23 protein-coding genes and 1 rRNA gene are annotated in these 25,594 nt (G+C 49.4%); 15 read left to right on the top strand and 9 right to left on the bottom strand.

Going from position 1 to position 25,594, the window contains the following annotated elements; genetic code table 11:
- Positions 1 to 11 precede the first annotated feature (11 nt).
- A complete protein-coding gene (locus XMD530_RS07335) occupies positions 12 to 1,157 on the top strand; it encodes a MalY/PatB family protein (protein ID WP_371731744.1) in 1,146 nt (381 codons plus the stop codon).
- Here the strand turns inward: XMD530_RS07335 and epmA are convergent.
- Positions 1,154 to 2,122: an EF-P lysine aminoacylase EpmA gene (gene epmA / locus XMD530_RS07330; RefSeq protein ID WP_173482224.1), complete on the bottom strand. Its 969-nt coding sequence runs from the start codon at positions 2,120 to 2,122 to the stop codon at positions 1,154 to 1,156. The genes XMD530_RS07335 and epmA overlap by 4 nt on opposite strands.
- 63 nt (positions 2,123 to 2,185) lie before the next feature.
- Positions 2,186 to 2,749 (bottom strand): elongation factor P, encoded by a 564-nt coding sequence (efp, locus tag XMD530_RS07325; protein WP_173482223.1) that lies wholly within the window; start codon positions 2,747 to 2,749, stop codon positions 2,186 to 2,188.
- Between the two features lie 103 nt (positions 2,750 to 2,852).
- Here efp and epmB point away from each other — a divergent pair, with 103 nt between their 5' ends.
- Both epmB and XMD530_RS07315 read left to right on the top strand, forming a co-directional pair.
- On the top strand, positions 2,853 to 3,860 hold the full coding sequence (gene epmB / locus XMD530_RS07320) for an EF-P beta-lysylation protein EpmB (RefSeq protein WP_254442939.1): 1,008 nt from the start codon (positions 2,853 to 2,855) through the stop codon (positions 3,858 to 3,860).
- A 40-nt stretch (positions 3,861 to 3,900) separates the two neighbouring features.
- Entirely contained in the window at positions 3,901 to 4,422 is a 522-nt protein-coding gene (locus XMD530_RS07315) for a hypothetical protein (protein ID WP_173506973.1), read from the top strand.
- A 17-nt stretch (positions 4,423 to 4,439) separates the two neighbouring features.
- On the opposite strand, the gene XMD530_RS07310 is transcribed toward XMD530_RS07315, so the two are convergent.
- On the bottom strand, positions 4,440 to 4,760 hold the full coding sequence (locus XMD530_RS07310; protein ID WP_173482221.1) for a DUF1820 family protein: 321 nt from the start codon (positions 4,758 to 4,760) through the stop codon (positions 4,440 to 4,442).
- 155 nt (positions 4,761 to 4,915) lie between these two features.
- Here XMD530_RS07310 and miaB point away from each other — a divergent pair, with 155 nt between their 5' ends.
- Genes miaB through lnt form a run of 5 tightly spaced genes read left to right on the top strand, consistent with a single transcriptional unit; the run spans position 4,916 to position 10,026 of the window.
- A complete protein-coding gene (gene miaB / locus XMD530_RS07305) occupies positions 4,916 to 6,259 on the top strand; it encodes a tRNA (N6-isopentenyl adenosine(37)-C2)-methylthiotransferase MiaB (protein ID WP_173482220.1) in 1,344 nt (447 codons plus the stop codon).
- A complete protein-coding gene (locus XMD530_RS07300) occupies positions 6,259 to 7,242 on the top strand; it encodes a PhoH family protein (protein ID WP_173506972.1) in 984 nt (327 codons plus the stop codon). The genes miaB and XMD530_RS07300 overlap by 1 nt, the downstream gene beginning before the upstream one ends.
- Entirely contained in the window at positions 7,242 to 7,688 is a 447-nt protein-coding gene (ybeY, locus tag XMD530_RS07295; RefSeq protein WP_371731481.1) for an rRNA maturation RNase YbeY, read from the top strand. The genes XMD530_RS07300 and ybeY overlap by 1 nt, the downstream gene beginning before the upstream one ends.
- Before the next feature lie 14 nt (positions 7,689 to 7,702).
- Complete coding sequence (locus XMD530_RS07290) at positions 7,703 to 8,545, top strand: HlyC/CorC family transporter (protein ID WP_173482218.1); 843 nt, start codon at positions 7,703 to 7,705, stop codon at positions 8,543 to 8,545.
- Positions 8,546 to 8,547: 2 nt separating this feature from the next.
- Positions 8,548 to 10,026, top strand: coding sequence for an apolipoprotein N-acyltransferase (gene lnt / locus XMD530_RS07285; protein WP_173506971.1), 1,479 nt, complete (start codon positions 8,548 to 8,550; stop codon positions 10,024 to 10,026).
- Here lnt and XMD530_RS07280 read toward each other — a convergent pair.
- Positions 9,991 to 10,509 carry a metalloendopeptidase gene (locus XMD530_RS07280; RefSeq protein ID WP_173483438.1) on the bottom strand — a complete coding sequence of 173 codons (519 nt, stop codon included), beginning with the start codon at positions 10,507 to 10,509 and terminating at the stop codon, positions 9,991 to 9,993. The two genes, lnt and XMD530_RS07280, sit on opposite strands and share 36 nt — an antisense overlap.
- Positions 10,510 to 10,694: 185 nt before the next feature.
- Here XMD530_RS07280 and leuS point away from each other — a divergent pair, with 185 nt between their 5' ends.
- From leuS to holA, 3 genes are read left to right on the top strand one after another with little or no spacing between them, the layout of a single operon-like run.
- Entirely contained in the window at positions 10,695 to 13,280 is a 2,586-nt protein-coding gene (gene leuS, locus XMD530_RS07275) for a leucine--tRNA ligase (RefSeq protein WP_173483439.1), read from the top strand.
- A gap of 9 nt (positions 13,281 to 13,289) precedes the next feature.
- Positions 13,290 to 13,778 (top strand): LPS assembly lipoprotein LptE, encoded by a 489-nt coding sequence (lptE, locus tag XMD530_RS07270; RefSeq protein WP_173489275.1) that lies wholly within the window; start codon positions 13,290 to 13,292, stop codon positions 13,776 to 13,778.
- A gap of 3 nt (positions 13,779 to 13,781) precedes the next feature.
- Complete coding sequence (gene holA / locus XMD530_RS07265; protein ID WP_173484512.1) at positions 13,782 to 14,828, top strand: DNA polymerase III subunit delta; 1,047 nt, start codon at positions 13,782 to 13,784, stop codon at positions 14,826 to 14,828.
- Positions 14,829 to 14,854: 26 nt separating this feature from the next.
- On the opposite strand, the gene trmL is transcribed toward holA, so the two are convergent.
- The 4 genes from trmL to glnA all read right to left on the bottom strand — a co-directional run bounded on the left by trmL (position 14,855) and on the right by glnA (position 19,501).
- Positions 14,855 to 15,310, bottom strand: coding sequence for a tRNA (uridine(34)/cytosine(34)/5-carboxymethylaminomethyluridine(34)-2'-O)-methyltransferase TrmL (gene trmL / locus XMD530_RS07260; protein WP_173482245.1), 456 nt, complete (start codon positions 15,308 to 15,310; stop codon positions 14,855 to 14,857).
- Positions 15,311 to 15,355: 45 nt separating this feature from the next.
- Positions 15,356 to 16,765 carry a nitrogen regulation protein NR(I) gene (gene glnG, locus XMD530_RS07255; protein ID WP_173482212.1) on the bottom strand — a complete coding sequence of 470 codons (1,410 nt, stop codon included), beginning with the start codon at positions 16,763 to 16,765 and terminating at the stop codon, positions 15,356 to 15,358.
- Between the two features lies 1 nt (position 16,766).
- The gene (gene glnL, locus XMD530_RS07250) at positions 16,767 to 17,822 is read right to left on the bottom strand and encodes a nitrogen regulation protein NR(II) (RefSeq protein ID WP_173482211.1); all 1,056 of its coding nucleotides are present in this window, start codon (positions 17,820 to 17,822) and stop codon (positions 16,767 to 16,769) included.
- A 272-nt stretch (positions 17,823 to 18,094) separates the two neighbouring features.
- On the bottom strand, positions 18,095 to 19,501 hold the full coding sequence (glnA, locus tag XMD530_RS07245) for a glutamate--ammonia ligase (RefSeq protein ID WP_173482210.1): 1,407 nt from the start codon (positions 19,499 to 19,501) through the stop codon (positions 18,095 to 18,097).
- A 389-nt stretch (positions 19,502 to 19,890) separates the two neighbouring features.
- Here glnA and typA point away from each other — a divergent pair, with 389 nt between their 5' ends.
- The 4 genes from typA (at position 19,891) to dtd (ending at position 24,820) form a co-directional block, all read left to right on the top strand.
- The gene (gene typA / locus XMD530_RS07240; RefSeq protein WP_173482209.1) at positions 19,891 to 21,699 is read left to right on the top strand and encodes a translational GTPase TypA; all 1,809 of its coding nucleotides are present in this window, start codon (positions 19,891 to 19,893) and stop codon (positions 21,697 to 21,699) included.
- Positions 21,700 to 21,831: 132 nt separating this feature from the next.
- Complete coding sequence (locus XMD530_RS07235) at positions 21,832 to 23,436, top strand: MFS transporter (RefSeq protein ID WP_173482208.1); 1,605 nt, start codon at positions 21,832 to 21,834, stop codon at positions 23,434 to 23,436.
- Positions 23,433 to 24,383 (top strand): prolyl aminopeptidase, encoded by a 951-nt coding sequence (pip, locus tag XMD530_RS07230; protein ID WP_173506970.1) that lies wholly within the window; start codon positions 23,433 to 23,435, stop codon positions 24,381 to 24,383. The genes XMD530_RS07235 and pip overlap by 4 nt, the downstream gene beginning before the upstream one ends.
- On the top strand, positions 24,383 to 24,820 hold the full coding sequence (dtd, locus tag XMD530_RS07225) for a D-aminoacyl-tRNA deacylase (protein ID WP_173483774.1): 438 nt from the start codon (positions 24,383 to 24,385) through the stop codon (positions 24,818 to 24,820). Before pip ends, dtd begins: the two co-directional genes overlap by 1 nt.
- Before the next feature lie 653 nt (positions 24,821 to 25,473).
- On the opposite strand, the gene rrf is transcribed toward dtd, so the two are convergent.
- Positions 25,474 to 25,589, bottom strand: a 5S ribosomal RNA gene (gene rrf / locus XMD530_RS07220).
- Positions 25,590 to 25,594: the final 5 nt, after the last annotated feature.

Below are 25,594 nucleotides of genomic sequence, written 5' to 3'. Positions count from 1 at the left end.
AGGGAAGAGTAGTGAGTGAACCAATGAATGATTTCGATTTTGATCACTTAATTGATCGCCAAGGGACCTGGAGTGACAAGTGGTCTAAATACGCCGGTACAGACATACTTCCAATGTGGGTTGCTGATACCGATTTTCGCTCTCCACAAGCTGTGATTGATGCTTTAAAAACGCGTGTCGATCATGGCGTTTTTGGCTACACCCGCACACCAGAAACACTCAATCAGCTGTTTTCTGAACGCATGCAGCGCCTATACAACTGGACGGTCTCTGATGAAGATCTAGTCTGGTTACCCGGTCTCGTCTGCGGGCTAAATTTAGCGACCCGCGCTTTAAGCACGGCTGAGCAATCCGTCATCACCGCCCAACCTATCTACCCACCCTTTATGTCCTCTCCCGCTCTCTCTTCGAGGGCGTTGATCACCATTCCCATGAAGGGTCGTGTCATTGATTTTGATGCACTAGAAGAGGCCATTACAGCAGAAACCAGACTGCTACTTTTCTGCAACCCACACAATCCTGGGGGTGGCGTCTACCGCCATGAAGAGCTCGAGAGGCTCGCACAGATCATTATCGATCAGGATCTATTGATCTGCAGCGATGAGATTCATTGCGATCTCATTTTACAACCTGAACTACAGCACACACCGATCGCGAGTTTGAGTGAAGAGATCGCCTCACGCACTGTGACGCTGATGGCGCCCAGTAAAACCTGGAACATTGCAGGGCTGGCCTGCTCTGTTGCGATCATTCAAAACCCCGAATTAAGAGCGCGATTTAAAAAGGTACGCAAGGGCATAGTGCCCGACGTCAATCTACTGGGCTACACCGCGGCAGAAGCCGCCTACTCACAGGGAGACGAATGGAATCGCAAGCAGTGCGAATATCTTAAGGGAAATAGAGACTACCTGATCTCTGAAATAGGCAAGATTCCCGGCTTAAGCATGCTACCTAACGAGGCCACCTACCTTGCCTGGATCGATGCCAATCAGCTTGGCGTCGACAGCCCACAACAACTGTTTGAATCTCAGGGTGTGGGACTATCTGATGGGGAGGATTTTGGTGCACCTGGATTTGTTAGACTTAACTTCGGGTGTCCAAGATCGCGTATTGAGGAAGCGGTTCGTAGGATGAAGCTGGCCGTCGATTCGCTCTAACAGCGCTCAAACCCGAAAGGGACAACCTCTTTGATACTGCTCGCGCCAACTTTGATCATCAGCAACCGATCAAAACCAAGTGCCACGCCGGCACAAGCTGGAATGCCGGATTCTAGGGCCGAGACTAAACGAGTCTCCAGCGGTCGTCGTGGAAGCCCTGAGGATTCACGCTGCTGATCGTCAGCTTCCAGCCGTTCAGCCTGCTCAGCGGGATCTCGCAGCTCCTGATAACCATTCGCCAACTCCATACCGCCCGCATACAGCTCGAAGCGGGCAGCCACTTTGACACCCTGATCATCCTCAACAACCTCAGCCAACGCAGCTTGAGAGGCGGGAAAATCAAATACTAGCACCGGTTCAATGAGTTTCGGCTCAATCAGATGCGACATGACCAGCTCGAGCCAAGTATCTTTGCGATCATCCGTAAAAGGGCACTCAAAATGGGGCTCAAGCAGAGCTTTTAACTGGTCAATGGTCGCTTGATGAGGATCCACGCCCACAAAGCGTTTAAACAGTTCACGATAACTGAGACGCTCCCAATGCTGCGGCCCCAGCACCGCAGTAACCAGAGCCTGAACTTCATCCATCAGCTGCTGCGCACTGAAACGAGGGCGATACCACTCAAGCATGGTGAATTCAGGATTGTGAAGCCGCCCTACCTCGCCATTCCTAAATGCTTTAGCCAACTGATAGATGGGGCCTGAGTCAGCTGCCAATAGGCGCTTCATGGCGTACTCTGGCGAACTCTGCAGGTAGTAACGCTGCTCTTCAGCCCCGGGGTAACTTGAGTAGGAGACTTCAAGTGAATCGATAAAAGGATCACTGACTGCCGCTTGTGACAGACATTGAGTATCCACCTCCATGACACCGCGTTCAGCAAAAAAAGCGCGCACATCAGCCAGCATCTTTGCTCGCTCACGAAGTGTTAAGATCTCTGCTGTAGGTTGCCAGTGATTTCGATTCATACAGACTCCAAAATTAGAACCAAAAACGGCAGCCGAAGCTGCCGTTTCTATTACGAACCCGTGTTAGGCACGGCTTACGTATTCACCGGTACGAGTGTCGATCTTAAGAACTTCACCCTGGTTGATAAATAGTGGCACACGAACCACTGCACCCGTGCTGAGAGTCGCAGGCTTAGAACCGCCCTGAGCCGTATCGCCTTTAAGGCCTGGATCAGTTTCAGTCACTTCAAGCTCAACAAAGTTAGGAGGTGTCACAGCAATAGGGTTGTCGTTAAATAGAGTGATCATCACTTTGTCACCCTCTTTCAACCACTGCGAACAGTCGGCAACGGCTTTCTCATCCGCAGCGTACTGTTCAAATGTGCTTGGCTCCATGAAGTGCCACATCTCACCATCACTGTAGAGGTACTCCATGTCACGATCCATCACATCGGCTGTTTCAGCTGATTCGTTCGATTTGAAAGTACGCTCCCAAATACGACCCGTCATAAGGTTACGAAGACGAACTCGAGTGAACGCCTGACCTTTTCCCGGTTTAACAAATTCAACTTCAACCATGTTACATGGATCGCCGTCGATCATCACTTTCATGCCAGTCTTAAACTGACCACTTGAAACGTTTCCCATCTCTTTTTCCAAATCATTGATTGAATGTTTGACGAGCATTCTACTTCAAAGGAGAATCGGCTCCAACAGATCGTTTACATTCTTGGAAATTTTGGTCACTTCAATGATGCAGCTGTTGGACATTACGCCAAACTCTTGGCAAGACTCACTGAAAAGTGCCATCACCGATCCTAAAGCCTTACTGGAGAGACTGTCCCTACCCAACGAGCTACTCGAACAGGCTCAAGCGGCTAGCCAGCTCTTCCCATTGCGAGTCCCTCTTGAGTTCCTAAGCCGCATGGAGCTAGGCAATCCAGACGATCCTTTGCTAAAACAGGTCCTTCCGATCAGAGACGAGTTCATTCAAACTCCAGGTTTCACAGAAGATCCGTTAAACGAGAGTGATGCACGCCCGACTCCAGGCGTTGTGCACAAATATAAAGATCGAGCACTGTTGATCTTAAGCGGAGCTTGCGCCATTAACTGTCGTTACTGTTTTCGCAGACACTTCCCTTACTCTGATAACCAGCTTAGTGGGGAGCATTGGCAAAGGGCTCTCGCCTATCTAAAAGAGCATACAGAGTTAAGAGAGGTGATCTTCTCAGGCGGTGATCCGCTGGTCACCTCTGATCACCGTTTTTCAAAGATGGTAGCGGATCTTGAAGCCATACCTCATCTCGAACGACTCAGAGTCCACACTCGCCTACCCGTAGTGATTCCATCCAGAGTAACTGATCAACTCAATGACACCTTGCATAAATCAAGGTTCGATTGTGTCGTGGTCCTTCACATCAACCACGCCAATGAAATTGATCAGAGTCTGAACAACGCCGTCACCAAGCTAAAACAGAGTGGTGCAACCATTCTCAATCAAGCGGTGTTGTTAAAAGGGGTTAATGACAGCGCTGATGAGCAGGTCAGACTCTCACGTGCTCTGTTTAGCGCAGGCATCCTCCCCTACTACCTCTTTCTTTTTGATCCTGTCGCAGGGGCCAGTCACTTTGATATCCCGATTGAACGGGGTAAAGAGATCTTTACGCAAATGCAGAGAGAGCTACCAGGGTATCTTGTTCCTAGACTCGCGAAAGAAATTTCAGGCAAAACATCAAAAACCTTGTTAATATCCAGTTAAGGTTTTTGGAGAAAACAACGTGATTGCAAAAAGAATAACAATGCAAAACGCTTTAAAACTGTCCCTGCCAGCACTGGTATTGTCAGGCTGTATCAGCTTGCCAGACACAACAGCTAAGCTGACAACTCAACCGCCCATCACACCCGCTCCACCACAAAAAACCCTGGTTATTCACCAACTTCAGACGGAAGTCATCACCCAAAAAAATGTTGCTGCAGTCATCGACTTTAGCAATCAGACGGATCGCGACCTAGACTACGTGATGTTTAAGACGATCGCTTTCGACGCAGAGGGTAAGGTTATTCCTGCGATGAAGAGCGGCGATGATCATGCCTACTTGAGAATTGCAGGGCCTTTGTCGCCCGAGCATAGAACCGGCGATCAACAGTGGGATAAGGTGTGGGCTGACAGCTCGGTTAGCTGTTTTAGAATTGAAAGTGCCGAACTGATCTTTTCAGACTCAAGCGTAGAGGACTACTCTACGGATCAGATAGAGCTCCAACTACCCACCTTGCAGCCTGCCATCTGTCAGCACGACCAAGGGTCGCTGGCAAGTAACTGATTATCAGTTTCGCGAGGTTATTTACTCCGTGAGGGCATGACTGGAAAAGCGGTGACGGTGCCCTCGGCATCCGTAATACGAGCTTTTCCTCGCTTCTCAACCTCATCAATCTGAATAATGGCCTGCATCGGAACGAAAGAGCGTTTTACACCTGCGAACTCCTGCTGTAGACGATCTTCGGCAGGATCAATCAGCATCTCAGTGTGACTACCAAACACGAAACCCTCTAGCGCAACAAACCCCCACATATCAGCACTGTAAACCTGTTCAACGTAAAGCTCGTAGACTTTATCTTTGTTGATGTAAGTGACGCGATAGAGGCGTTTGGCATCGGCCATTGAGAATCTCCAATCAATCTAAACTTGAGTTGCCTAATCAGGTTAGTGGGGGCGCTCTAAACAATTGCAAGTTCGTTAGCGCCAAAGAGTGCGCTGAGGTATACTTCATCGCCCCAAATGATGGGGCATAGATTCAACGTAACGACAGGTGAAACATGACTAAAAAGCTCTTTATCAAGACACACGGATGTCAGATGAATGAGTACGACTCCGCACGAATGGCTGACCTTCTGGGCGATAGCCACAAGCTGGAGCTAACCGATAATCCAGAAGAGGCTGACGTCCTGCTTCTAAACACCTGTTCAATTCGTGAAAAGGCGCAAGAGAAGGTGTTCCACCAGTTAGGCCGTTGGCGTCTTTTGAAAGAGCAAAAACCCGGATTAATGATCGGGGTAGGCGGCTGTGTTGCAAGCCAAGAGGGCGAAGCGATTCGTGATCGCGCGCCGTTCGTCGATATGATTTTTGGCCCACAGACCCTACACCGTCTTCCCGAGATGATTGAAGATACCAAGGGGGGCAAGGTCGGTATCGTTGATGTCAGCTTCCCAGAGATCGAAAAGTTCGACCACCTCCCCGCTCCTAAAGTTGAGGGGGCAGAGGCATTTGTTTCAGTCATGGAAGGTTGTAGTAAGTACTGTACTTTCTGTGTCGTGCCCTACACCCGTGGCGAAGAGGTCAGCCGCCCGCTGGATGATGTGATAGCCGAGTGTGTTGAGCTGGCTGAACAGGGCGTGCGTGAAGTCAATCTACTGGGCCAAAACGTCAACGCTTACCTCGGTGCGACTCATGACGGTGATACGGCTGATCTGGCTGAGCTGATTCGCACCATTGCCGCGATTGAGGGTATCGATCGTATTCGTTTCACTACTTCACACCCTGTAGAGTTTACCGACAGCCTGATCGAGGTTTATGACGAAGTGCCGGAATTGGTGAGTCATCTTCACCTACCGGTTCAGAGTGGCTCTGACCGCATACTGATGGCGATGAAGCGCGGCCACACGGCGATTGAGTACAAGTCGAAATTACGTCGAATCAAGGCGAAGCGTCCAGATATCAGCTTCTCGTCGGACTTTATCATCGGCTTCCCAGGTGAAACGGATGCCGACTTTGAGGCGACCATGAAGCTAATCGAGGATATAGGTTTTGATACGTCGTTCAGCTTCATCTACAGCCGTCGCCCAGGCACCCCTGCGGCAGACCTGCCTGACGACGTATCGGAAGAGACGAAGAAACAACGCCTACACATTTTGCAAAGCCGTATCACTCAGAACGCTTTGCAGATCAGCCGCCGCATGGTCGGAACCACTCAACGCATTCTGGTCAACGGTTACTCGCGTAAAGACCCTGGCCAACTATCGGGTCGCACGGAGAACAATCGTGTTGTGAACTTCCGTTGCGATAATCCAGACCTGATTGGTCACTTCGCCGATGTCCGCATTGCTGAAGCGCTTCCGAACTCGTTGATCGGTGAGTTAGTTAGCTCCGAGCTGGATCAATAATGAGCGAAACACAATCTTTCCACATCAACCTACAGCCTGAAGATGGCGCAGCCTTGGCTAATCTAGTCGGCCAGTTTGATGAGCACTTACGTCTGATTGAAGAGCGCACCGGAGTCCAAATCGGTAACCGTGGATTCCAGTTCAAAGTTGAAGGTGCAATTCAGGCCGTTCGCCCGGTCTGCACACTGATTGAAGCACTGTACAAAGAGTCTCTAAACGGCAAACCACTTGCCCCATCAGACATTCATCTATCGCTACAACACTCAGGCATTTCACAAACTGATGTGAAATCGACTGCGACGGATGATGTCACTATTCGTACTCGAAAAATGACGATTCGACCTCGCGGGGAGAATCAGCAAAAGTACGTTCAGTCGATTCGTTACCATGACATTAACTTTGGTATCGGACCTGCCGGCACCGGTAAAACCTACCTTGCGGTTGCTTGTGCGGTTGAGGCCCTTGAGCGCGAAGAGGTCAGTCGAATACTACTGGTTCGCCCTGCCGTCGAAGCGGGTGAAAAACTCGGTTTTCTACCCGGCGATCTGACTCAGAAAGTCGATCCCTACTTACGCCCTCTCTACGACGCACTCTATGAGATGATGGGCTTTGAGAAGGTAGCACGCCTGATCGAAAAGAATATCATAGAGATCGCACCCTTAGCTTACATGCGCGGCAGAACGTTGAACGGCTCGTTTGTCATTCTTGATGAGTCACAAAATACGACACGCGAGCAGATGAAGATGTTTCTTACCCGCATAGGGTTTGGTTCAACCGCCGTTATTACAGGGGATAAAACCCAGGTCGACCTACCACGCGGCGCCAGCTCTGGCCTAATTCATGCGATGCAGGTACTGGATGGGGTGAAAGGGATTGGATTTACTCACTTCGAAGCGAAAGATGTGGTTCGTCACCCTATCGTGCAGCACATTGTACGTGCTTATGAAGCGTACGAAGCCAAACATACAGACGAGCGTAAATAGTGATTCATTTAGAGGTTATTCGCGCTGTTGATAGCAACTCACTCCCGAGTGATGAGCAGTTTCAATCCTGGGCCGAATTAGCGGCATCACAGCTATCGGGCGAAGCTGAACTATGCATTCGTATCGTTGATGAAACCGAGAGCCAGACACTGAATCGTGAATATCGCGGTAAAGACAAGTCGACCAACGTACTCTCTTTTCCGTTTGAAGCACCTCCGGGCTTCCCTGGCAATATATTAGGTGATCTAGCGATTTGTGCCGCGGTTGTAGAGCGCGAAGCAACCGAACAAAACAAACAGATTCATCACCATTGGGCTCACATGGTGATCCATGGGGTATTGCATCTACTTGGATTCGATCATATAAAGGATGAAGAAGCCGAGGAGATGGAGTCACTTGAACGAGAACTGCTCGCTCAACTCCAAATCCCAGACCCCTATATTTGAGGCAACCACACACTATGAGTGAAGACCGATCGAGCGGCTCATCCAAAAGCTTTTTTAGCAAACTTGCTTCAGCTTTTTCGGATGAGCCCAAAACCCGCGAAGACCTTTTTGAAGTTCTTTATGAGGCCAACGACACTGGCCTACTAGATCAAGATGCGCTAACGATTGTAGAAGGCGCTATACAAGTGACCGATATGCAAGTGCGTGACGTCATGATCCCAAGATCACAAATGGTCTCGGTACAGATCGATCAATCTGCCCACGAATTTATGCCACTGGTCATCGACAGTGCGCACTCTCGCTTTCCCATTGCAGGTGAAAACCCAGATGAGATCGTCGGCATTCTTCTTGCCAAGGATCTTCTTCCCTATGCACTGGACGGCCGCTTAGAACAGTTCAGTCTCGCTGAGCACCTTCGCAAAGCAACCTTCATTCCTGAAAGTAAGCGACTGAACGTCTTGCTACGTGAATTCCGTGTCACACGCAATCACATGGCCATCGTCGTTGATGAGTACGGCGGAATTGCCGGTCTTATTACCATCGAAGACGTGCTCGAACAGATCGTCGGTGATATCGAAGATGAGCACGACGAAGATGAAGACGAGGGCAACATCAAAGCCTTTGAAGATGATGGCTTCATTGTCAAAGCGTTAACCCCTATCGAAGACTTTAACGAGTACTTTGACGTCGGCCTACCTGATGATGAGTTCGATACCGTGGGTGGACTGGTGACACGTCAATTTGGTCACCTACCCGATAAAGGGGAGACGATTCGACTCGATGACTTCACCTTCACCGTGCTAGCGTCTGAAAACCGCAGAATTAGACTGCTACAGGTTAAGCACCACAAGGAGTAGTGATGCTGCTCCAGCCTCTTGTGAATAGGACTTTGGCGGTTGCTGCAGGGGCAATAGCGACACTCGCTTTTGCCCCTTTTAGTTACCCGCTATTAGCGATTGTCTCTATTGCCACCCTCTACTTGCTGACCCTTAAATCCGATTCAGCGTTCCTGATGGGTTGGCTCTATGGTTTGGGATACTTCACCGCCGGTGTCTCTTGGGTCTATGTGAGTATTCACTTACACGGTGGCATGGGTGTTTTAGCCGCCGCACTGATGACTCTCATGTTCACTGGCGCGTTAGCGATACTCTTTGCCGCACAAATTTGGCTCTACAAACGCCTGTTTACTGACGGCTCAGCACCAGGATTTGTCGCTCTTTGGATCTTGTTTGAATGGGTGAGAAGCTGGCTATTTACCGGCTTCCCTTGGCTGCTCATCGGCTATGCGTTCATCGATACACCACTTATCTCATTAGCCCCGATCGGCGGCGTGTGGCTAGTGTCGGCGATGGTTCTGATCATTGCTGTCTCGGCTTCCCATGTCATCCACCGTAAAAAACCGACCCCTCTCCTACTGATCCTTGCGATATTAGGTGCCTCTTACCTTATTCCGTCACACTGGACAGAGAGTTCAGAAAAGACCGTCTCGATCACATTAATACAGCCCAATTTAGCCCAAGAGTCTAAGTGGCAAATTGAGCAAGTTGATCGACACATACAGAACATTATTAATTTAAGCGTCCAAGCGCCCGCTACCGATCTAATCATTTGGCCTGAGACCGCCGTACCCAAATTAATAGGCCGCGCCATCAACCAGATCAGTCCGCTAGTGGAGATCCTCAACCAACAAGGCACCACGTTAATTTCAGGTTTCCCAAGAAAAGAGTGGAGTGAGAGCCAACAGCGAAACCTGTACCACAACTCGGTGGGCACGTTGACGGGTAAAATCAGCCTGTACGACAAACAGAGACTGGTCCCTTTTGGGGAGTACATTCCCTTTGAAAATCAGTTGCGAGGGCTGATCGCCTTTTTTGATCTCCCCATGTCTAGCTTTAGCTTGCCAGAACAACCAACTTTTCAGGTAGAGACACCTCAGGGGTCGCTGGCGGGCGCAATCTGTTATGAGATCGCCTACCCAGAGTTGGTCAGAGAGAATGCCAATCAGAGTGACATGATTCTGACGCTCTCTAATGACACCTGGTTCGGCGGATCTCATGGCCCAGATCAGCACTTTGAGATCGCCAGAATGCGTGCTATCGAAAATGGTAGGCCCGTGATAAGAGCCACCAACAACGGTATTTCAGGCTTCATTGATGCCAAGGGTCAAGTCTTAGCGACCGCACCCAGATTCGAGACGGCGATCCTAACCCATGAGATCGCCCCAAGCATGGGCCAAACCCCCTATCAACAGTTGGGGTTGTGGCCAGCGCTTATCCTTGCTGCAGCACTGTTATTAGCCGCGCTATTTAGACATCGCTCGTTCAAACAGAACCGCTGAACAGTCACGACAAGGCTGTAACTTTTGACTCTCGCTCAGCGTCTGCTTAGCTCCGCACTGAGTACAGACAAACTGACCAGGTAGCGCGATTTCACCGGCGGCGTAGTGCGCTTCACCGTGACTCAACTGTTCACGGAGCAACTCCTGCTCAATACGAGTTTTATCGGCCACTCTCATCAAGCGATCAACAATCCCCTTCTCCAATACGGCAAGATCCAGCTCTAACCAATCAGCCAGCGCTCCGCCGACCTTTTGAACACCGATTGAGAACTGCTTCAGATCACGCATTAGGTAGGCTTTTAGCAGGGCCGCTTCATCTGCAGACATATCAAGCGCTGTCTGCTCCAACTCAACCGTTTCATTGACCGCTGAAGTAAGCTTCTCAAGCGTCACTTCACTGGCACCATCGAGAGAATCCATCACTTGATCGACCAATTGATCATAACGGCCAGAATCGAGCTTATCTTGGTTTGTATCACTCATAAGTAAACTCCTTTTAAGAGCGGATTATTCAGCAGCCAAACCTGTCGGCGCGACCGCATCTGATGTATCCTATGCAGTATTGAACAGTATTAATGAAATAACCATTGAGCGGTGTCATTTCTTAGCAAAGTAATTTGCTCCAAGAACAATGATGCCGTTTTTATGTTTGCAGAATATAGAGACCGATGAACGAACAGTACCAACCCCAGGATATTGAGCCGAAAGTCCAGCAGCAGTGGGAAGAATCCGGCGCATTCAACGTTGAAGAGGATTCCAGCAAAGAGAAGTTTTACTGCCTCTCGATGTTCCCTTACCCAAGTGGTCGTCTGCACATGGGCCACGTACGTAACTACACCATCGGTGATGTCGTCTCTCGATACCAGCGCATGCAGGGCAAAAACGTTCTTCAGCCTATGGGTTGGGACGCCTTTGGTCTACCAGCTGAAAACGCTGCACTTAAAAACAATGTGCCGCCTGCTAACTGGACCTACAGCAATATCGATTACATGCGTAATCAGCTTAAACAGATGGGCTTTGGTTACGACTGGGATCGCGAGCTAGCGACCTGTCACCCGGAGTACTACCGTTGGGAGCAGTGGTTCTTTACTCGTCTTCTTGAGAAAGGTCTGGTCTACAAGAAAGAGGCCGAGGTGAACTGGGACCCAGTTGACCAAACCGTTCTGGCTAACGAGCAAGTGATCGATGGTCGCGGTTGGCGCTCTGGCGCGATTGTTGAGCGTAAGAAAATCCCTCAATGGTTTCTGAAAATTACTGACTACGCAGACCAACTACTGGAAGATCTAGAGAAGCTGGATCACTGGCCAGAACAGGTCCGCACTATGCAGCGCAACTGGATCGGCCGCTCTAAAGGGGTTGAGCTGAAATTTGCGGTGCCTAACAAAGGTGATCTAGAGGTCTTCACAACCCGCCCTGATACGCTGATGGGTGTTACCTATGTAGCCGTTGCACCACAACACCCTCTAGCACTTGAAGCAGCCGAAAATAACCCAGAACTTGCTAGCTTTATTGATGAGTGTCGTCACCAAAAAGTCGCCGAAGCTGACATGGCGATGATGGAAAAACGCGGCATGCCATTAGGCATCGAAGCCACTCACCCTCTCACTGGTGAAATGGTGCCGGTTTGGACAGCAAACTTTGTTCTGATGGATTACGGTTCAGGCGCTGTCATGGCGGTTCCGGGTCACGACCAACGTGACTGGGAGTTTGCAACCAAATACGGACTGAACATCAAACAGGTCATCAAGCCTCTGTCTGACGATCAGACTGTCGACTTGACGAAAGAAGCGTTCACAGAGAAAGGCGTTCTGTGCAACTCGGGTGACTTTGACGATCTAGAGTTCGAAATGGCGTTTAAAGCCATTGCAACTGAACTGAACAACAAAGGTCGCGGTCATACAACCATCAACTTCCGCCTTCGCGATTGGGGTGTTTCACGCCAACGCTACTGGGGCGCACCGATCCCGGTTGTTAACTGTAATAGCTGTGGATCAGTACCCGTACCTGAAGATCAGCTGCCTGTGCTTCTGCCAGAAGAGGTAACCTTCGACGGCGTCGGTTCACCGATTAAAAAGATGGAGAGCTTCATCAAAACAAGCTGTCCAAAGTGTGGCGCAGATGCAGAACGCGAAACGGATACCTTCGACACCTTCATGGAGTCAAGTTGGTACTTTGCTCGCTATGCAAGCCGTTACTCAGACAGTGCGATGCTGGATCCTCAAGCAGCCAACTACTGGCTCCCTGTTGATCAGTACATCGGTGGTATCGAGCACGCTATTTTGCACCTACTCTACTCACGCTTCTATCACAAACTACTGCGTGACGAGGGTCTAGTAAACTCTGATGAACCTTTCACTCGCCTACTCTGTCAGGGCATGGTTCTAGCCGATGGCTACTACTACGAAGATGAACAGGGCGGTAAGGTTTGGATCTCACCGGTTGATGTAGAGACTGAGACAGACGAGAAAGGTCGTGTGACCAAAGCCACTCATAAAGAGACGGGTAAAACGCTGATTCACGACGGCATGTCCAAGATGTCTAAGTCGAAAAACAACGGCATCGACCCTCAGGTTATGATCGATCGATACGGCGCCGATACGGTTCGTCTATTCATGATGTTTGCGGCACCACCAGAACAGTCACTAGAGTGGTCTGACTCAGGTGTGGAAGGTGCACACCGTTTCATCAAACGTCTCTGGAAACAGGCACACGACCATATCGCAGCCGGCCCAGCATCAACTTTAGACACGTCCAAGCTGAATGATGGGCAGAAAGAGCTGCGCCGTAAGACTCATGAAACCATCCAAAAAGTGACGGATGATATTGAGCGCCGCCAGACATTCAATACAGCCATTGCCGCTGTCATGGAGCTTTCAAACAGTATCGGTCGATTCAACGATGACTCCGAGCAAGGACGTGCTTGTAAACAAGAAGCGCTTAGCGCTGCTGTCCAGCTGTTGTCCCCGATCATTCCACACGCAGCCGATCAGCTGCTGACTGAACTGACGGGCGCAAGCCAAAATGATAGCTGGCCAAGTGTTGATGAATCCGCTTTGGTACGTGATAACATCGAGATGATTGTGCAGGTTAATGGCAAACTTCGTGCTCGTATCAATGTTGCCGCCGATGCCGATAAGGACACAATTTTGCAACTGGCCCTGGCTGAAGCTAATGTTCAGAAATACATGGAAGGCCTAACGCTGCGCAAAGAGATTGTTGTACCAGGCAAACTGGTCAACATCGTCGTCAGCTAGGAGTAAAAGATGAAGTTGTCACGTACGTTCGTTGCAGGTTTCGCCATGCTGTTTCTAACAGCTTGTGGCTTCCACCTAAAAGGGCTTTATGAGGTACCACCAGCGTTACAGCAATTAACTCTGGTCGAAAACACCACACAGCCCACTTCGTTAGGCAGAGAGCTGACAACTCAACTGCAACGCAACGGCGTGACCCTAACATCCCGAGCTAAGCTTAAACTGATCGTTGAATCGGCACGCTACAATCGCCGCGCGGTGATTCTTGATGCCAATGCCGATGCACAAGAGTACGAATTAAGCGGTGAAGCTCAATTTGCCATCTATCAAGGTGATAGCACAGCGCCCGCCATTGAGCGCCGAGTCAATGTTCAACGCAGTGTTACCGAAACTTCAGACACCTTGGCACAAGAGACTCTGGAAGAGCGCTACCGCACAGAGATCAATCGTGCACTGGCTGAACAGATTATTCGCCAATACCTAAGTTTCGTTCCGCGCTAACCTATGAAAGTTAGAGTTGATCAGCTACCTCAGCAGCTCAACAAGCTAAATACCTCGCTACCGGTCTACCTTGTAACCGGGGACGAAACACTTCAACACGACGAAAGCTGTGACGCCATTCGAGCCCATCTTCGCGGTCTAGAATTCACTGAACGAGAGCTCTATCACATCGATTCCAGCTTTAACTGGGACAGCCTGATGGAGGCCGCCAATAGCCTCTCTCTATTTGCAGAGCGCAAAATTATTGAGTTACGACTCGGTTCACAAAAGATCAAAAAAGCCGAATCAGATCTGCTACAACGCTATCTAGAGAACCCTGCGCCCGATACGGTGATATTCATTTTGGCTGATCGACTCGATGCCGGTGCGAAAAAGAGCGCCTGGTTCAAGCTGGTCGAAAAGCTCGGGCTAGTGGTTGAAATCTGGCCCATTGAAGTTGACCAACTCCCGCGCTGGCTAGCGACACGCCTTCAATCTTTTCCAATCTCTATGGATCAAGAGGCGATCGGCGTCTTAGCCGATCGTGTAGAGGGCAACCTACTCGCGGCACAACAAGAGTTAGAGAAGCTCTCTCTGCTCTACCCCAACCAAACCCTTGATGCCAACCAGGTTGCCGAGGCGGTTGGCGACATGTCACGATTTGATGCCTTTGCACTTGCAGATGCGGCGATACAAAGACAACCTGCAAGAGTACAACACATTCTGCAGGCGCTAAGACAAGAGGGTGTCGAACCGACCTTCATACTCTGGGCCATTTCACGTGAGTTGCGCACGCTAAGCAGCGTGATTACAGAGATATCAGAAGGGAAGAATTACGATACGATTGCGAACAGACTGAGACTGTTTAGCAAACGTAAAACCGCTATTCGCAATGCCAGTCGTCAGATTAAAGTCTCGGAGATTGAGCAGTTACTGCGACTTTGTGGACAAGCTGATCAGGCCGTTAAAGGACAACTACCGACCGACCCCTGGTTAATAATTGGACAGATCTGCTTACGCCTAGCGGGTGTCGAGATGGCTTCACTCCATACCCAACACTCAGCCCCTTAAGCGAGCCTAACCACCTCAGACCTTAGCTACTTGGCTCCCGCAAAAGAGAGCTGCCGCCACGCCTCATAAACAACAATGGCACAGGCATTAGACAGATTCAAACTGCGTGAATCAGGACACATCGGCAAGGTAATTGCATCGGTCGAATCGATGACACTCTGAGGCAGACCCCGTGTCTCCGGGCCCAATAGAATCATATCACCCGATGCAAAATCAGCATCGGTATAGGCGCGATCCGTTTTGGTCGTCATCGACCATACTTTTCTTGGGGAGACTGATTGAATACAGGCTTCTAATGACTCATGAACTTTCATAGAGGCAAACTCGGCATAATCCAATCCCGCTCTGCGCAGGCGCTTATCATCCAGCTCAAAGCCGAGGGGTTTAATCAAATGAAGGGAGAAACCCGTGTTAGCACACAGGCGAATAATATTTCCGGTATTGGGTGGTATCTCGGGTTCGTAAAGAGCAACGTGAAGCATATCGGCACCTAAACTGTTAGATGCCGATTGTAGCATTAAGCGACTCTAATCCGCCTCAATACCCAGCTCTTTTAGCTTGCGGGTTAGGGTATTTCGCCCCCAGCCTAAAAGTTCAGACGCATCACGTTTACGGCCACCCGTATGTTTAAGCGCAGTCTCTATCAACACCTGCTCAAACTGACGTTCAGCCTCTTTGAGGATGCCCCTCTCCCCTTCAAAGAGACGCTGATCAGCCCAGCCACGCAGTGCTTGTTCCCAATTACCATGAACAACAGGGCGTTCATTTGAGGACTCTAGAAGCTCTGGTGGTAAATCAGAGACAAGAACCTCTCGACCAGACGCCATCACGGTAATCCAGCGACAGGTGTTTTCCAGCTGTCGCACATTACCTGGCCAAGTCAGATCGCGCAGAAAACGCTCTGTTTCCGGCTTAAGAATCTTAGTCTCAACGCCCAGCTCTTTCGCCGAACGTGACAAAAAGTGGCGAGCGAGACGAGGAATATCTTCACGACGCTCATTTAACGAGGGGATGTGAACTCGAATCACGTTTAGACGGTGGAACAGATCCTCACGAAACTTGCCCTCTTTAACGAGGTTTTCGAGATTTTGGTGGGTAGCTGCAATGATTCGAACATCAACTTTAACCGGTGTATGACCACCGACACGGTAGAACTCACCGTCAGCAAGAACACGCAAGAGTCGAGTTTGAGTATCCGCAGGCATATCGCCGATCTCATCAAGGAACAGTGTGCCACCATCGGCCTGTTCAAAACGGCCACGGCGCGAAGCTTGAGCTCCGGTAAAGGCACCCTTTTCATGCCCGAACAGTTCAGACTCAATCAAGTCATGTGGAATAGCCGCCATGTTCAATGGAATAAACTCATTACCCGCACGCGGACTGTGGCGATGCAGAGCATGGGCCACCAGCTCTTTACCTGTACCAGACTCACCATTGATCAATACAGTAATCGGGGAATGAGACAGACGACCAATGGCACGGAACACCTCCTGCATAGCCGGCGCCTCACCAATGATCTCAGGTGTATCATCTTCAACAATCACTTCGGTTTGTTGACGCTGCTCTTCAACGTGCTGCACCGCTCGCTGAACCAGCGCTACCGCCTCATCAATATCAAATGGCTTAGGCAAGTACTCAAAGGCACCACCTTGATAAGAGGCAACCGCGGAATCTAAATCTGAGTGAGCGGTCATGATGATAGTCGGAATGTCTGCATAATCAGCTTGAAGCTGCTCTAGCATCTCAAGACCATCAATGCCCGGCATACGAATATCGCTGATAATCACATCAGGCTGTTCACGCTTAATTTTACGCAGCAACGCATCGCCCGACTCAAACACTTCTGTCGCCAAGCCACTGCCAGAGATCGCTTTCTCTAAAACCCAACGTATTGAGCGATCATCATCTACTATCCAAACGGTTGCTGGCTTAGCCATCTCAACTCTCCAAAGGAATTAAAATTTTAAAATTTGTTGTACTGGGTTTCGAGGCGACCTCGATTAAACCCTGGTGCTGACCAATAACAGATTGGGCAATCGATAGTCCCAACCCAGACCCTTCCGCACGACCGGTCACCATCGGATAGAACACGGAATCTAAAAGATCCTTTGGTATGCCCGGACCGTTATCGATAATCTCTACGCAGCAGACCAGTCGATGCTGCTCTGCGCCCAGCGTAATTCGTCTGAGCGCTCGTGTTTTCATACGGATTTGCGGAGCGGCTGTTTCAGACTCTTTCAGGGCCTGCATCGCATTTCTGCAGATGTTTAAAACCGCTTGGATCAACTGTTCACTGTCGCCGTTAAACTCCGGCAGACTTGGGTCGTAGTCACGAACCAACTGAATCTCTTGCTCGCTTTCAACTTCAATCAGAGCACGCACACGCTCGAGCACCTCGTGAATGTTCACCGGGTGTATGTTGGGCTTCTTGTAAGGCCCCATCAGACGATCCACCAGATTTCTTAACCGATCCGCTTCATCGATGATAATTCCGGTGAACTCTTTAAGCCCCTCATCATCCAGCTCGCGCTCTAGCAACTGTGCAGAGCCGCGAATCCCGCCCAACGGGTTCTTGATCTCATGTGCCAAGCCACGCACAAGCACTTTGGCGGTGGCATGTCGATTCAACATCTCCTCTTCACGCTCAATTCGAACGAGGCGATCACGTGGGTGCAACTCCATCAGTAGAAACCCATTCGGTAACCTTGAGATGGTGTAATCCGTCATCAACTCGTTACCACCAAAGGTAATCAGAGCGGCTTCGCGTTTACTGACATGCTGTCCCGTCGCAGAGACACTCTCTAATAGCTTGAGCTCCTCTTCGGAACCAATAAAGAGATACTCGATGTGTGAATTTTTTAAGCGTTTAAAGCTACCCTCTAACAGAACCTCAGCGGCCGGATTCATATACTTCAACTCGAACTTCTGCCCCAGTACCAATACAGCCGTATTGAGGTTTTCAAGAATCAATTTGTACTGTTGCGATCCGAACATTAGGTATTCCCAAGGGTTTTGATGACTTAACAGCTCTACTCTAGCGTTAAGCCTTAATAGCTCTACTTAATAAGCAAAAAGGTTGCCAACTCAGCGAAACCCAGTAACCACGGGCTTTTGAGTTTTAGCATGCACAATAGAATGGCATATATGAAGATATTATGCACCATTTTGGTGCGAGGTGTTTTGTGCGCATCCATGCGCCTGCAGGATACCGTTCGTCCTGAACAAAAAAACCCGGCAGGTGCCGGGTTTTTTGAATCGATAAGATCTTAAACTGAGTAGTAAAGATCGTATTCGATTGGGTGAGTTGTCTGGCTCACTTGAGCACACTCTTCACGCTTAAGTTCGATGTAAGCGTTTAGCATGTCTTCAGTGAATACGCCGCCGCGAGTTAGGAACTCGTGATCAGCTTCTAGAGCGTCCAGAGCTTCTTCTAGTGAAGAACAAACCTGTGGGATCTGAGCAGCTTCTTCAGCTGGTAGATCGTAAAGGTCTTTGTCTGCTGCATCGCCAGGGTGGATCTTGTTCTGGATACCGTCAAGACCCGCCATCATTAGCGCAGAGAACGCTAGGTATGGGTTAGCGATTGGATCAGGGAAGCGTGTCTCGATACGACGGCCTTTAGGGCTAGTTACGTATGGGATACGGATAGAAGCTGAACGGTTACGAGCTGAGTAAGCTAGCATAACTGGTGCTTCGAAGCCTGGAACAAGACGCTTGTACGAGTTAGTACCTGGGTTACATAGAGCGTTAAGCGCTTTAGCGTGCTTGATGATACCGCCGATGTAGTAAAGAGCTTCTTCAGATAGGCCCGCGTATGCGTCGCCAGCGAAGATGTTAACACCGCCTTTAGATAGAGACTGGTGAACGTGCATACCAGAGCCGTTGTCACCAACGATTGGCTTAGGCATGAACGTAGCTGTTTTACCGTAAGCGTGAGCAACGTTGTGAACTGCGTACTTAAGAATCTGAACTTCGTCAGCTTTCTTAACAAGGGTGTTACCTGCCACACCGATTTCACACTGACCAGCAGTTGCTACTTCGTGGTGGTGTACTTCTACGTGCAGACCCATCGCTGTCATCGCGTCACACATTGCAGCACGAAGATCGTGTAGAGAGTCTACTGGTGGTACTGGGAAGTAACCGCCTTTAACGCGTGGACGGTGACCTGTGTTACCGCCTTCGAATTTGCTGTTAGAAGACCATGCAGCTTCTTCAGAAGATACAGTGTAGCCACAACCAGACATGTCAGAGTGGAAGTGAACTTCGTCAAATACGAAGAACTCTGGCTCTGGACCGAACATAGCGCTGTCAGCGATACCTGTTGATTTCAGGTACTCTTCTGCACGCTTAGCAACAGAACGTGGATCACGCTCGTAACCAAGACCTGTAGCAGGCTCAACGATGTCACAACGGATGATGACTGTTGCATCTTCAGAGAATGGATCAACGATAGATGAAGAGTCATCTGGACGAAGGATCATGTCAGAGTCGTTAATACCCTTCCAACCTTGGATAGATGAGCCATCAAACATTTTGCCGTCTTCGAAGAAGTCGTCACCCATTTCGTGAACTGGGATAGTTACGTGCTGCTCTTTACCTTTAGAGTCTGTAAAGCGAAGGTCGATCCACTTCGCGTCAGTTTCTTTGATCAGATTTAGTGTCTGTTCAGACATTATGGCTCTCTCCATTATCAGATATTGCCAGACTAGTAGCCTTGGGTTTAAGCCTGCACCATGCAAGCTCAGTCTTCCTAACGAGCTAGCAAACAGTATGCCAACTCGAAAAAAGTCTTTATTTACGGTGATTTACCGCATCAGCAACGAATCACCAATGACAATAAACGCACCAATTTGATGCACACCTAAAACATACGCACCACAATGGTGCTTTAAACTATTACTAGTCTGTCGATGTGTGCCAATATGATACTCCAGCCAAAAAATTTTGCACTAGATTCGCTTCTAACAATTGTTCATATGGTCCAAATTTATTGGCTATTAATTCGCCTTGATCACGCTCGACGCGTATAATCCGCGCATCTTTAATTAATGAGACTCACCTCGTGATCGAAAATCTTCGCAATATCGCCATCATCGCACACGTCGACCATGGCAAAACCACCCTAGTTGATAAACTTCTAGAGCAGTCAGGTACCCTTGGCCGTCGTGATGAAGGCGCTGAGCGCGTCATGGACTCAAACGACCAAGAGAAAGAGCGTGGCATTACCATCCTTGCCAAAAACACCGCCATCACTTGGAACGACTACCGCATCAACATCGTCGATACTCCTGGGCACGCCGATTTCGGTGGTGAGGTAGAGCGTGTTATGTCGATGGTTGACTCGGTCCTTCTGCTTGTTGATGCAGTTGATGGTCCAATGCCACAAACACGCTTCGTTACTCAGAAAGCCTTTGCACGCGGCCTTAAGCCAATCGTTGTTATCAACAAAATCGACCGTCCTGGTGCACGTCCAGATTGGGTTATGGATCAGGTTTTCGAACTGTTCGACAACCTAGGCGCTACCGATGAGCAGTTGGACTTCCCGATTGTCTACGCCTCAGCGATCAACGGTATTGCGGGTGATGATCACGAAGCTATGGCTGACGATATGACGCCTCTATTTGAAGCGATCATCAAGCACGTTGATGCGCCTCACGTCGATACAGAAGGTCCATTCCAGATGCAGGTCTCTGCGTTGGACTACAACAGCTTTGTCGGTGTTATCGGTGTGGGTCGTATCTCACGCGGTAAGATCTCTACCAACACGCCTGTTAAAGTCATCGATTCACACGCAAAAATGCGTTCAGGTCGTATCCTTAAGATCATGGGCTACCACGGTCTTGATCGTGTCGATGTCGACAGTGCACAAGCAGGTGACATTGTCTGTATTACCGGTCTAGACGAACTCAACATCTCAGATACGCTGTGTCACCCAGATGTTGTTGAAGCACTACCAGCACTCTCTGTCGATGAGCCAACCGTCTCTATGACATTCCAGGTCAACGACTCTCCGTTTGCCGGTAAAGAGGGCAAATTCGTTACCAGCCGTAACATCAAAGAGCGTCTAGAGCGCGAATTGATTCACAACGTAGCACTGCGTGTAGAGCCGGGTGATAGCCCTGAGAAATTCCGTGTATCAGGTCGTGGTGAACTTCACCTATCGGTACTGATTGAGACCATGCGCCGTGAAGGCTTCGAACTTGGCATCAGCCGTCCTGAAGTAATTCAGAAAGAGGTAGATGGCGAAATCCACGAACCTTACGAGATCGTTATGATCGACGTTGAAGAGCAGCACCAGGGCTCGATCATCGAAGAGCTAGGCATGCGTCGCGGTGACATGACGAATATGGAAGTTGACGGCAAAGGCCGCTGTCGCCTGACCTTTATGATCCCTTCTCGCGGTTTGATCGGCTTCCGTAGCCAATTCCTAACCATGACGTCTGGTACTGGTATCATGAACTCAATCTTTGACCACTACGGTGTGGTGAAAGAGGGTGAGACGGTGACTCGTAACAACGGCGTACTGGTTTCGATGGTTAACGGTAAAGTACTGGGCTACGCACTCTTCTCTCTTCAGGAGCGCGGTCGCCTCATGATCGGTCCAAACATTGAAGTGTACGAAGGCATGGTCATTGGTATCCATAGCCGCTCGAATGACCTAACGGTTAACCCAACCAAAGGTAAGCAGCTAACCAACGTCCGAGCCTCAGGTACTGATGAGAACATCGTGCTAACGCCACCTATCCGCTTTACTCTAGAGCAGGCTCTAGACTTCATTGAAGATGATGAGTTGGTTGAAGTAACACCTGAGAACATCCGTATTCGTAAGAAGTTCTTGAAAGAGCATGAGCGTAAACGCGCTAAGCGTTAATTAATTTGCAATAAATGCAAAACATAAAACGGTGCCAATGCAAATTGAGCACCGTTTTTTTATATTCAAACGAAATAAACGGAGTAAACTAAAGTCCAAGAAATCTTGAAGTGACAAACTAGGAACCACCTAATGACCAACAGCATTTTTTACCGGGTCAGCCCTATTCTTTTTTCAATTATTGGTATGGCGCTTAGCCACAACCTATTCTTTATCATCCTCCCTTTAAGAATGCAGTCGGCGGGCATTGAGTCTTCACAAGTCGGTATTGCTATGGGTATGTTTGCCGCCGGCTCTATCCTGGCAGGGATGTTTGGCGCCAAAGTCGTCAACCGCGTCGGTCATATCCGCGCCTTTGCAACAATGGCTGCAACACTGTCGATCGTCTCAATACTGCACACACTTCTTGAATCGTTCATCATCACTTCCCTGTTAAGGGTCGTTGCAGGCTTCTGCTTCATCACCAGTTTTATTACTCTGGAGAGCTGGCTTAATGTCACCAGTGATAGCAGCAACCGCGGTAAACTGTTCAGTGTCTACCAGATATTCTTTGCTGTCGGATTCGGTTCAGCACCTTTTGTGATGAACATTTTCGAAGAGAGTGATTTTAGACTGTTCGGTATTATCAGCGCCGTATTAGCGATCGCTCTGATTATTATGTCGATGTCACGCATGCCAGCACCCGAGCTACCTGGCCGAAGCCGCCCAATGTCATTTGGGCAACTATGGAAGGTCTCTCCATCAGGTACTCTATCTTGCCTGGTGGCGGGTTCTATTGGCTCCGCAAGCGTATCACTGATCGCTCTATACGCTTACGATCGAGGCTTTAGCGGCACACTACTATCAATCATTTTAGGCTCCTATTTGCTTGGGGGCCTCATGACACAATACCCAACTGGCTGGTTTGCGGATCGTTTCGATAAACGTACGGTGGGCGCTGTATTAATGATGATTGGTGTCGGTGCAAATGCCGTCATCATTATCGATTTTTACAGCGCTCTACCCACCTGGTTCGTCACCTTCTTCTTCCTACTGTCAGGGGGCGCTGGGGCCGCTATTTTCCCGCTAGCTGTGACACAGGTGTTCGACCACATCGACAGTAAAGAGGCGATGCCTGCAACCAGTATGATGCAAATTCTATTAGGCGTCGGTGGTGTCGTCGGCCCTATCGTGGCGGGCGCTATGATGGAGTGGTTTAGCTCTGTTTGGCTCTACTTCTACGTCATTTCACTGCATCTACTGCTGATGCTCTTCTTATTAGTGCGTAAGCTCTTCTTGCGAACCGAACGTCTAGAACCCGCTCAGCCCTACCAGTTCACAACCAACCCTGCATCCGTGCCTCCTCTTGAGGAGTACGTGGCTGCAGAGATTGCAGAGCCGGCGCTTAAACTGTTGATTGAGGCACTCAAACAGAACCCGAAAGATCCTCAGCACCTAATAAAAACTGCACTGGAATCTGCTCACCTAAAAGCAGAAGAGGTAGCATTACAGATGGTATTAAAGTTGCCCAAACGAGCGGGTGAGTTAACCGAACACTTAGTCACAATCTATCCAGAGAATCGACTAAAGGTAGCTAAGTCATTGACCGACTTCTTTGATCTGCATAAAACCCGTATCAATTACGCCATTGTGGGAGGGCTTAAAACGGATGCGAGCCCACAGGAGATATTTGAGATCGATCGATTAATTGAGCTGCGTAAGAAACGCCTAGAAGATGCGGGGTTACCAGTAGAATGAGAACACTCTACCCAGAAATAAGTGCCTACCACAGCGAGCAACTGGATGTAGGCAAAGGGCACAGCCTCTTTTTAGAGCTTTCAGGCAACCCCAATGGCGAGCCTATTCTGTTCGTCCACGGCGGGCCAGGCGGTGGTTGTTCGCCCGAGCATCGACGCTTTTTTAACCCAGAACATTACAAAATCATTCTATTTGATCAACGCGGCTGTGGGCGCTCGACGCCGCATGGCAGTTTAGAAAACAACACAACGGAACACTTAATCGCTGATATTGAAAAGATTCGTACCCATCTCGGCCTAGATAAGTGGGCACTATTTGGCGGTAGTTGGGGTTCTACGTTAAGCCTTGCCTACGCACAATCTCACCCAGAGCGAGTCAATGCAATGTTTCTAAGAGGTATATTCCTCTGTCGACCTAGAGATATTCAGTGGTTTTACCAAGAGGGAGCAAGCTATGTATTCCCTGACCATTGGGAATCATTTATAGCACCGATACAGGCCGATCAGAGAAACGACATGGTCAGCAGCTACTATAAAGTTCTGACCAGTGATAATGAACTAGAGCGTATGGCAGCAGCAAAAGCCTGGTCTATTTGGGAGGGACGGTGCTCTACACTCGACCCTAATCCGAGTTTGGTTGACCACTTTGGTGATCCTCATGTCGCATTAGCCATGGCGCGTATCGAAGCACACTATTTTGCCAACAACTCTTTTATGTCTGAAAACCAACTGCTCAATCACTGTGATCGCATCAAAAAGATACCGACCTGGATTGTTCATGGCCGATATGACATGGTTTGCCCTATTGAGCAGGCACACCTATTGGCTAAAGAACTGCCTCAAGCAAACTTTGATATCGTTCGTGATGCCGGACACTCAGCCTTTGAGCCGGGCATTACAGACCGTTTAATCCATGCCACCGATCATTATCTGGAGTTAACCAGCTAATGAAAGGACTTATTCAACGAGTCAGCAGTGCTAGCGTTGTAGTAGACGGCAACTGCGTCGGTGAAATAGATCATGGGATACTTCTTTTACTCGGTGTAGAGAAAGAGGATGACCGATCAAAAGCCGATAAACTACTCGACAAGGTGATCAACTACCGCATCTTTAGCGATGAATCGGACAAGATGAACCTTAGCCTTAAAAATATTGAAGGCGAGTTACTGGTGGTCTCTCAATTTACGCTGGTAGCCGAAACCTCCAAGGGCAAACGACCGGGTTTTTCAAAAGGGGCATCTCCAGCACTGGGTGAAGAGCTCTACAACTACTTTGTAGAAGCGGCTAACAAAACGGGGCTTAAAGTTGCGACCGGGAAGTTTGGTGCCGATATGAAAGTATCACTAACCAATGATGGGCCGGTTACGTTTTGGTTGGAGAGTTAGGAGCCGTTGGAGCGGTCTTGCGAAGGCCGCGATGAATTTAGCAGAGATGTATTACGAAGTCCGACTGTAGGAGCGAACTGCCGCAAAGCGGCAAACCGCGATCACCGCGAAGCGGTGTATCAGTGATTATGGACTGGTGCCGGGTTTATCTGACGGAGTGCCGGTGACTGGCCTTCAGTCTGTCATCCGCTGTTGACGTTGGCAGAGATCTTTTACGAAGTCCGACTGTAGGAGCGAACTGCCGCAAAGCGGCAAACCGCGATCACCGCGAAGCGGTGTATCAGTGATTATGGACTGGTGCCGGATTTATCTAACGGAGTGCCGGTGACTGGATTTATCCTGTCATCCGCTATAGACATCGGCAGAGATTCTGTTAAAACGTTGGAGCGGTCTTGCAAAGGCCGCGATGGGTTTGGCAGAGATCCTGTACGAAGTTCGCAATGACCTACAATAGGTTACGAACGGTGTTCGAGTGAATGACCTACAATAGGTGCCGAGCGTTGCTCGTCATCGCTTCGCGACGCCGTTGGCGCCTCCCCTGCGCACCTTCGGTGCATCTGTGGTCACATGGGCATTCGCTCAGAAGTCTCCTTGCGACCAAAAAACAAAAAACCCCAGGACCTTTCGGTACTGGGGTTCTTTGTTTATTAGGTGCCTGGCAATGACCTACTCTCACATGGGGAAACCCCACACTACCATCGGCGATGACGCGTTTCACGACTGAGTTCGGTAAGGGATCAGGTGGTTCCACGTCTCTATTGTCACCAGGCAAAA

Source organism: Marinobacterium sp. xm-d-530 (assembly GCF_013283365.1).
Taxonomy (GTDB): Bacteria; Pseudomonadota; Gammaproteobacteria; order Pseudomonadales; family Balneatricaceae; genus Marinobacterium_E.
This window is presented reverse-complemented; position numbering and strand designations above follow the sequence as displayed.

Excerpts from the sequence above, each read along its gene's own strand:
- lptE (WP_173489275.1), top strand. The coding sequence starts at position 13,290 with ATGAAGTTGTCACGTACGTTCGTTGCAGGTTTCGCCATGCTGTTTCTA.
- trmL (WP_173482245.1), bottom strand. The coding sequence starts at position 15,310 with ATGCTTCACGTTGCTCTTTACGAACCCGAGATACCACCCAATACCGGA.
- lnt (WP_173506971.1), top strand. The coding sequence starts at position 8,548 with ATGCTGCTCCAGCCTCTTGTGAATAGGACTTTGGCGGTTGCTGCAGGG.
- pip (WP_173506970.1), top strand. The coding sequence starts at position 23,433 with ATGAGAACACTCTACCCAGAAATAAGTGCCTACCACAGCGAGCAACTG.
- XMD530_RS07290 (WP_173482218.1), top strand. The coding sequence starts at position 7,703 with ATGAGTGAAGACCGATCGAGCGGCTCATCCAAAAGCTTTTTTAGCAAA.
- dtd (WP_173483774.1), top strand. The coding sequence starts at position 24,383 with ATGAAAGGACTTATTCAACGAGTCAGCAGTGCTAGCGTTGTAGTAGAC.
- glnL (WP_173482211.1), bottom strand. The coding sequence starts at position 17,822 with ATGTTCGGATCGCAACAGTACAAATTGATTCTTGAAAACCTCAATACG.
- epmB (WP_254442939.1), top strand. The coding sequence starts at position 2,853 with ATGATGCAGCTGTTGGACATTACGCCAAACTCTTGGCAAGACTCACTG.
- miaB (WP_173482220.1), top strand. The coding sequence starts at position 4,916 with ATGACTAAAAAGCTCTTTATCAAGACACACGGATGTCAGATGAATGAG.
- XMD530_RS07235 (WP_173482208.1), top strand. The coding sequence starts at position 21,832 with ATGACCAACAGCATTTTTTACCGGGTCAGCCCTATTCTTTTTTCAATT.
- glnA (WP_173482210.1), bottom strand. The coding sequence starts at position 19,501 with ATGTCTGAACAGACACTAAATCTGATCAAAGAAACTGACGCGAAGTGG.
- glnG (WP_173482212.1), bottom strand. The coding sequence starts at position 16,765 with ATGGCTAAGCCAGCAACCGTTTGGATAGTAGATGATGATCGCTCAATA.
- efp (WP_173482223.1), bottom strand. The coding sequence starts at position 2,749 with ATGGGAAACGTTTCAAGTGGTCAGTTTAAGACTGGCATGAAAGTGATG.
- XMD530_RS07280 (WP_173483438.1), bottom strand. The coding sequence starts at position 10,509 with ATGAGTGATACAAACCAAGATAAGCTCGATTCTGGCCGTTATGATCAA.
- XMD530_RS07310 (WP_173482221.1), bottom strand. The coding sequence starts at position 4,760 with ATGGCCGATGCCAAACGCCTCTATCGCGTCACTTACATCAACAAAGAT.
- epmA (WP_173482224.1), bottom strand. The coding sequence starts at position 2,122 with ATGAATCGAAATCACTGGCAACCTACAGCAGAGATCTTAACACTTCGT.
- leuS (WP_173483439.1), top strand. The coding sequence starts at position 10,695 with ATGAACGAACAGTACCAACCCCAGGATATTGAGCCGAAAGTCCAGCAG.
- holA (WP_173484512.1), top strand. The coding sequence starts at position 13,782 with ATGAAAGTTAGAGTTGATCAGCTACCTCAGCAGCTCAACAAGCTAAAT.
- XMD530_RS07315 (WP_173506973.1), top strand. The coding sequence starts at position 3,901 with ATGCAAAACGCTTTAAAACTGTCCCTGCCAGCACTGGTATTGTCAGGC.
- XMD530_RS07300 (WP_173506972.1), top strand. The coding sequence starts at position 6,259 with ATGAGCGAAACACAATCTTTCCACATCAACCTACAGCCTGAAGATGGC.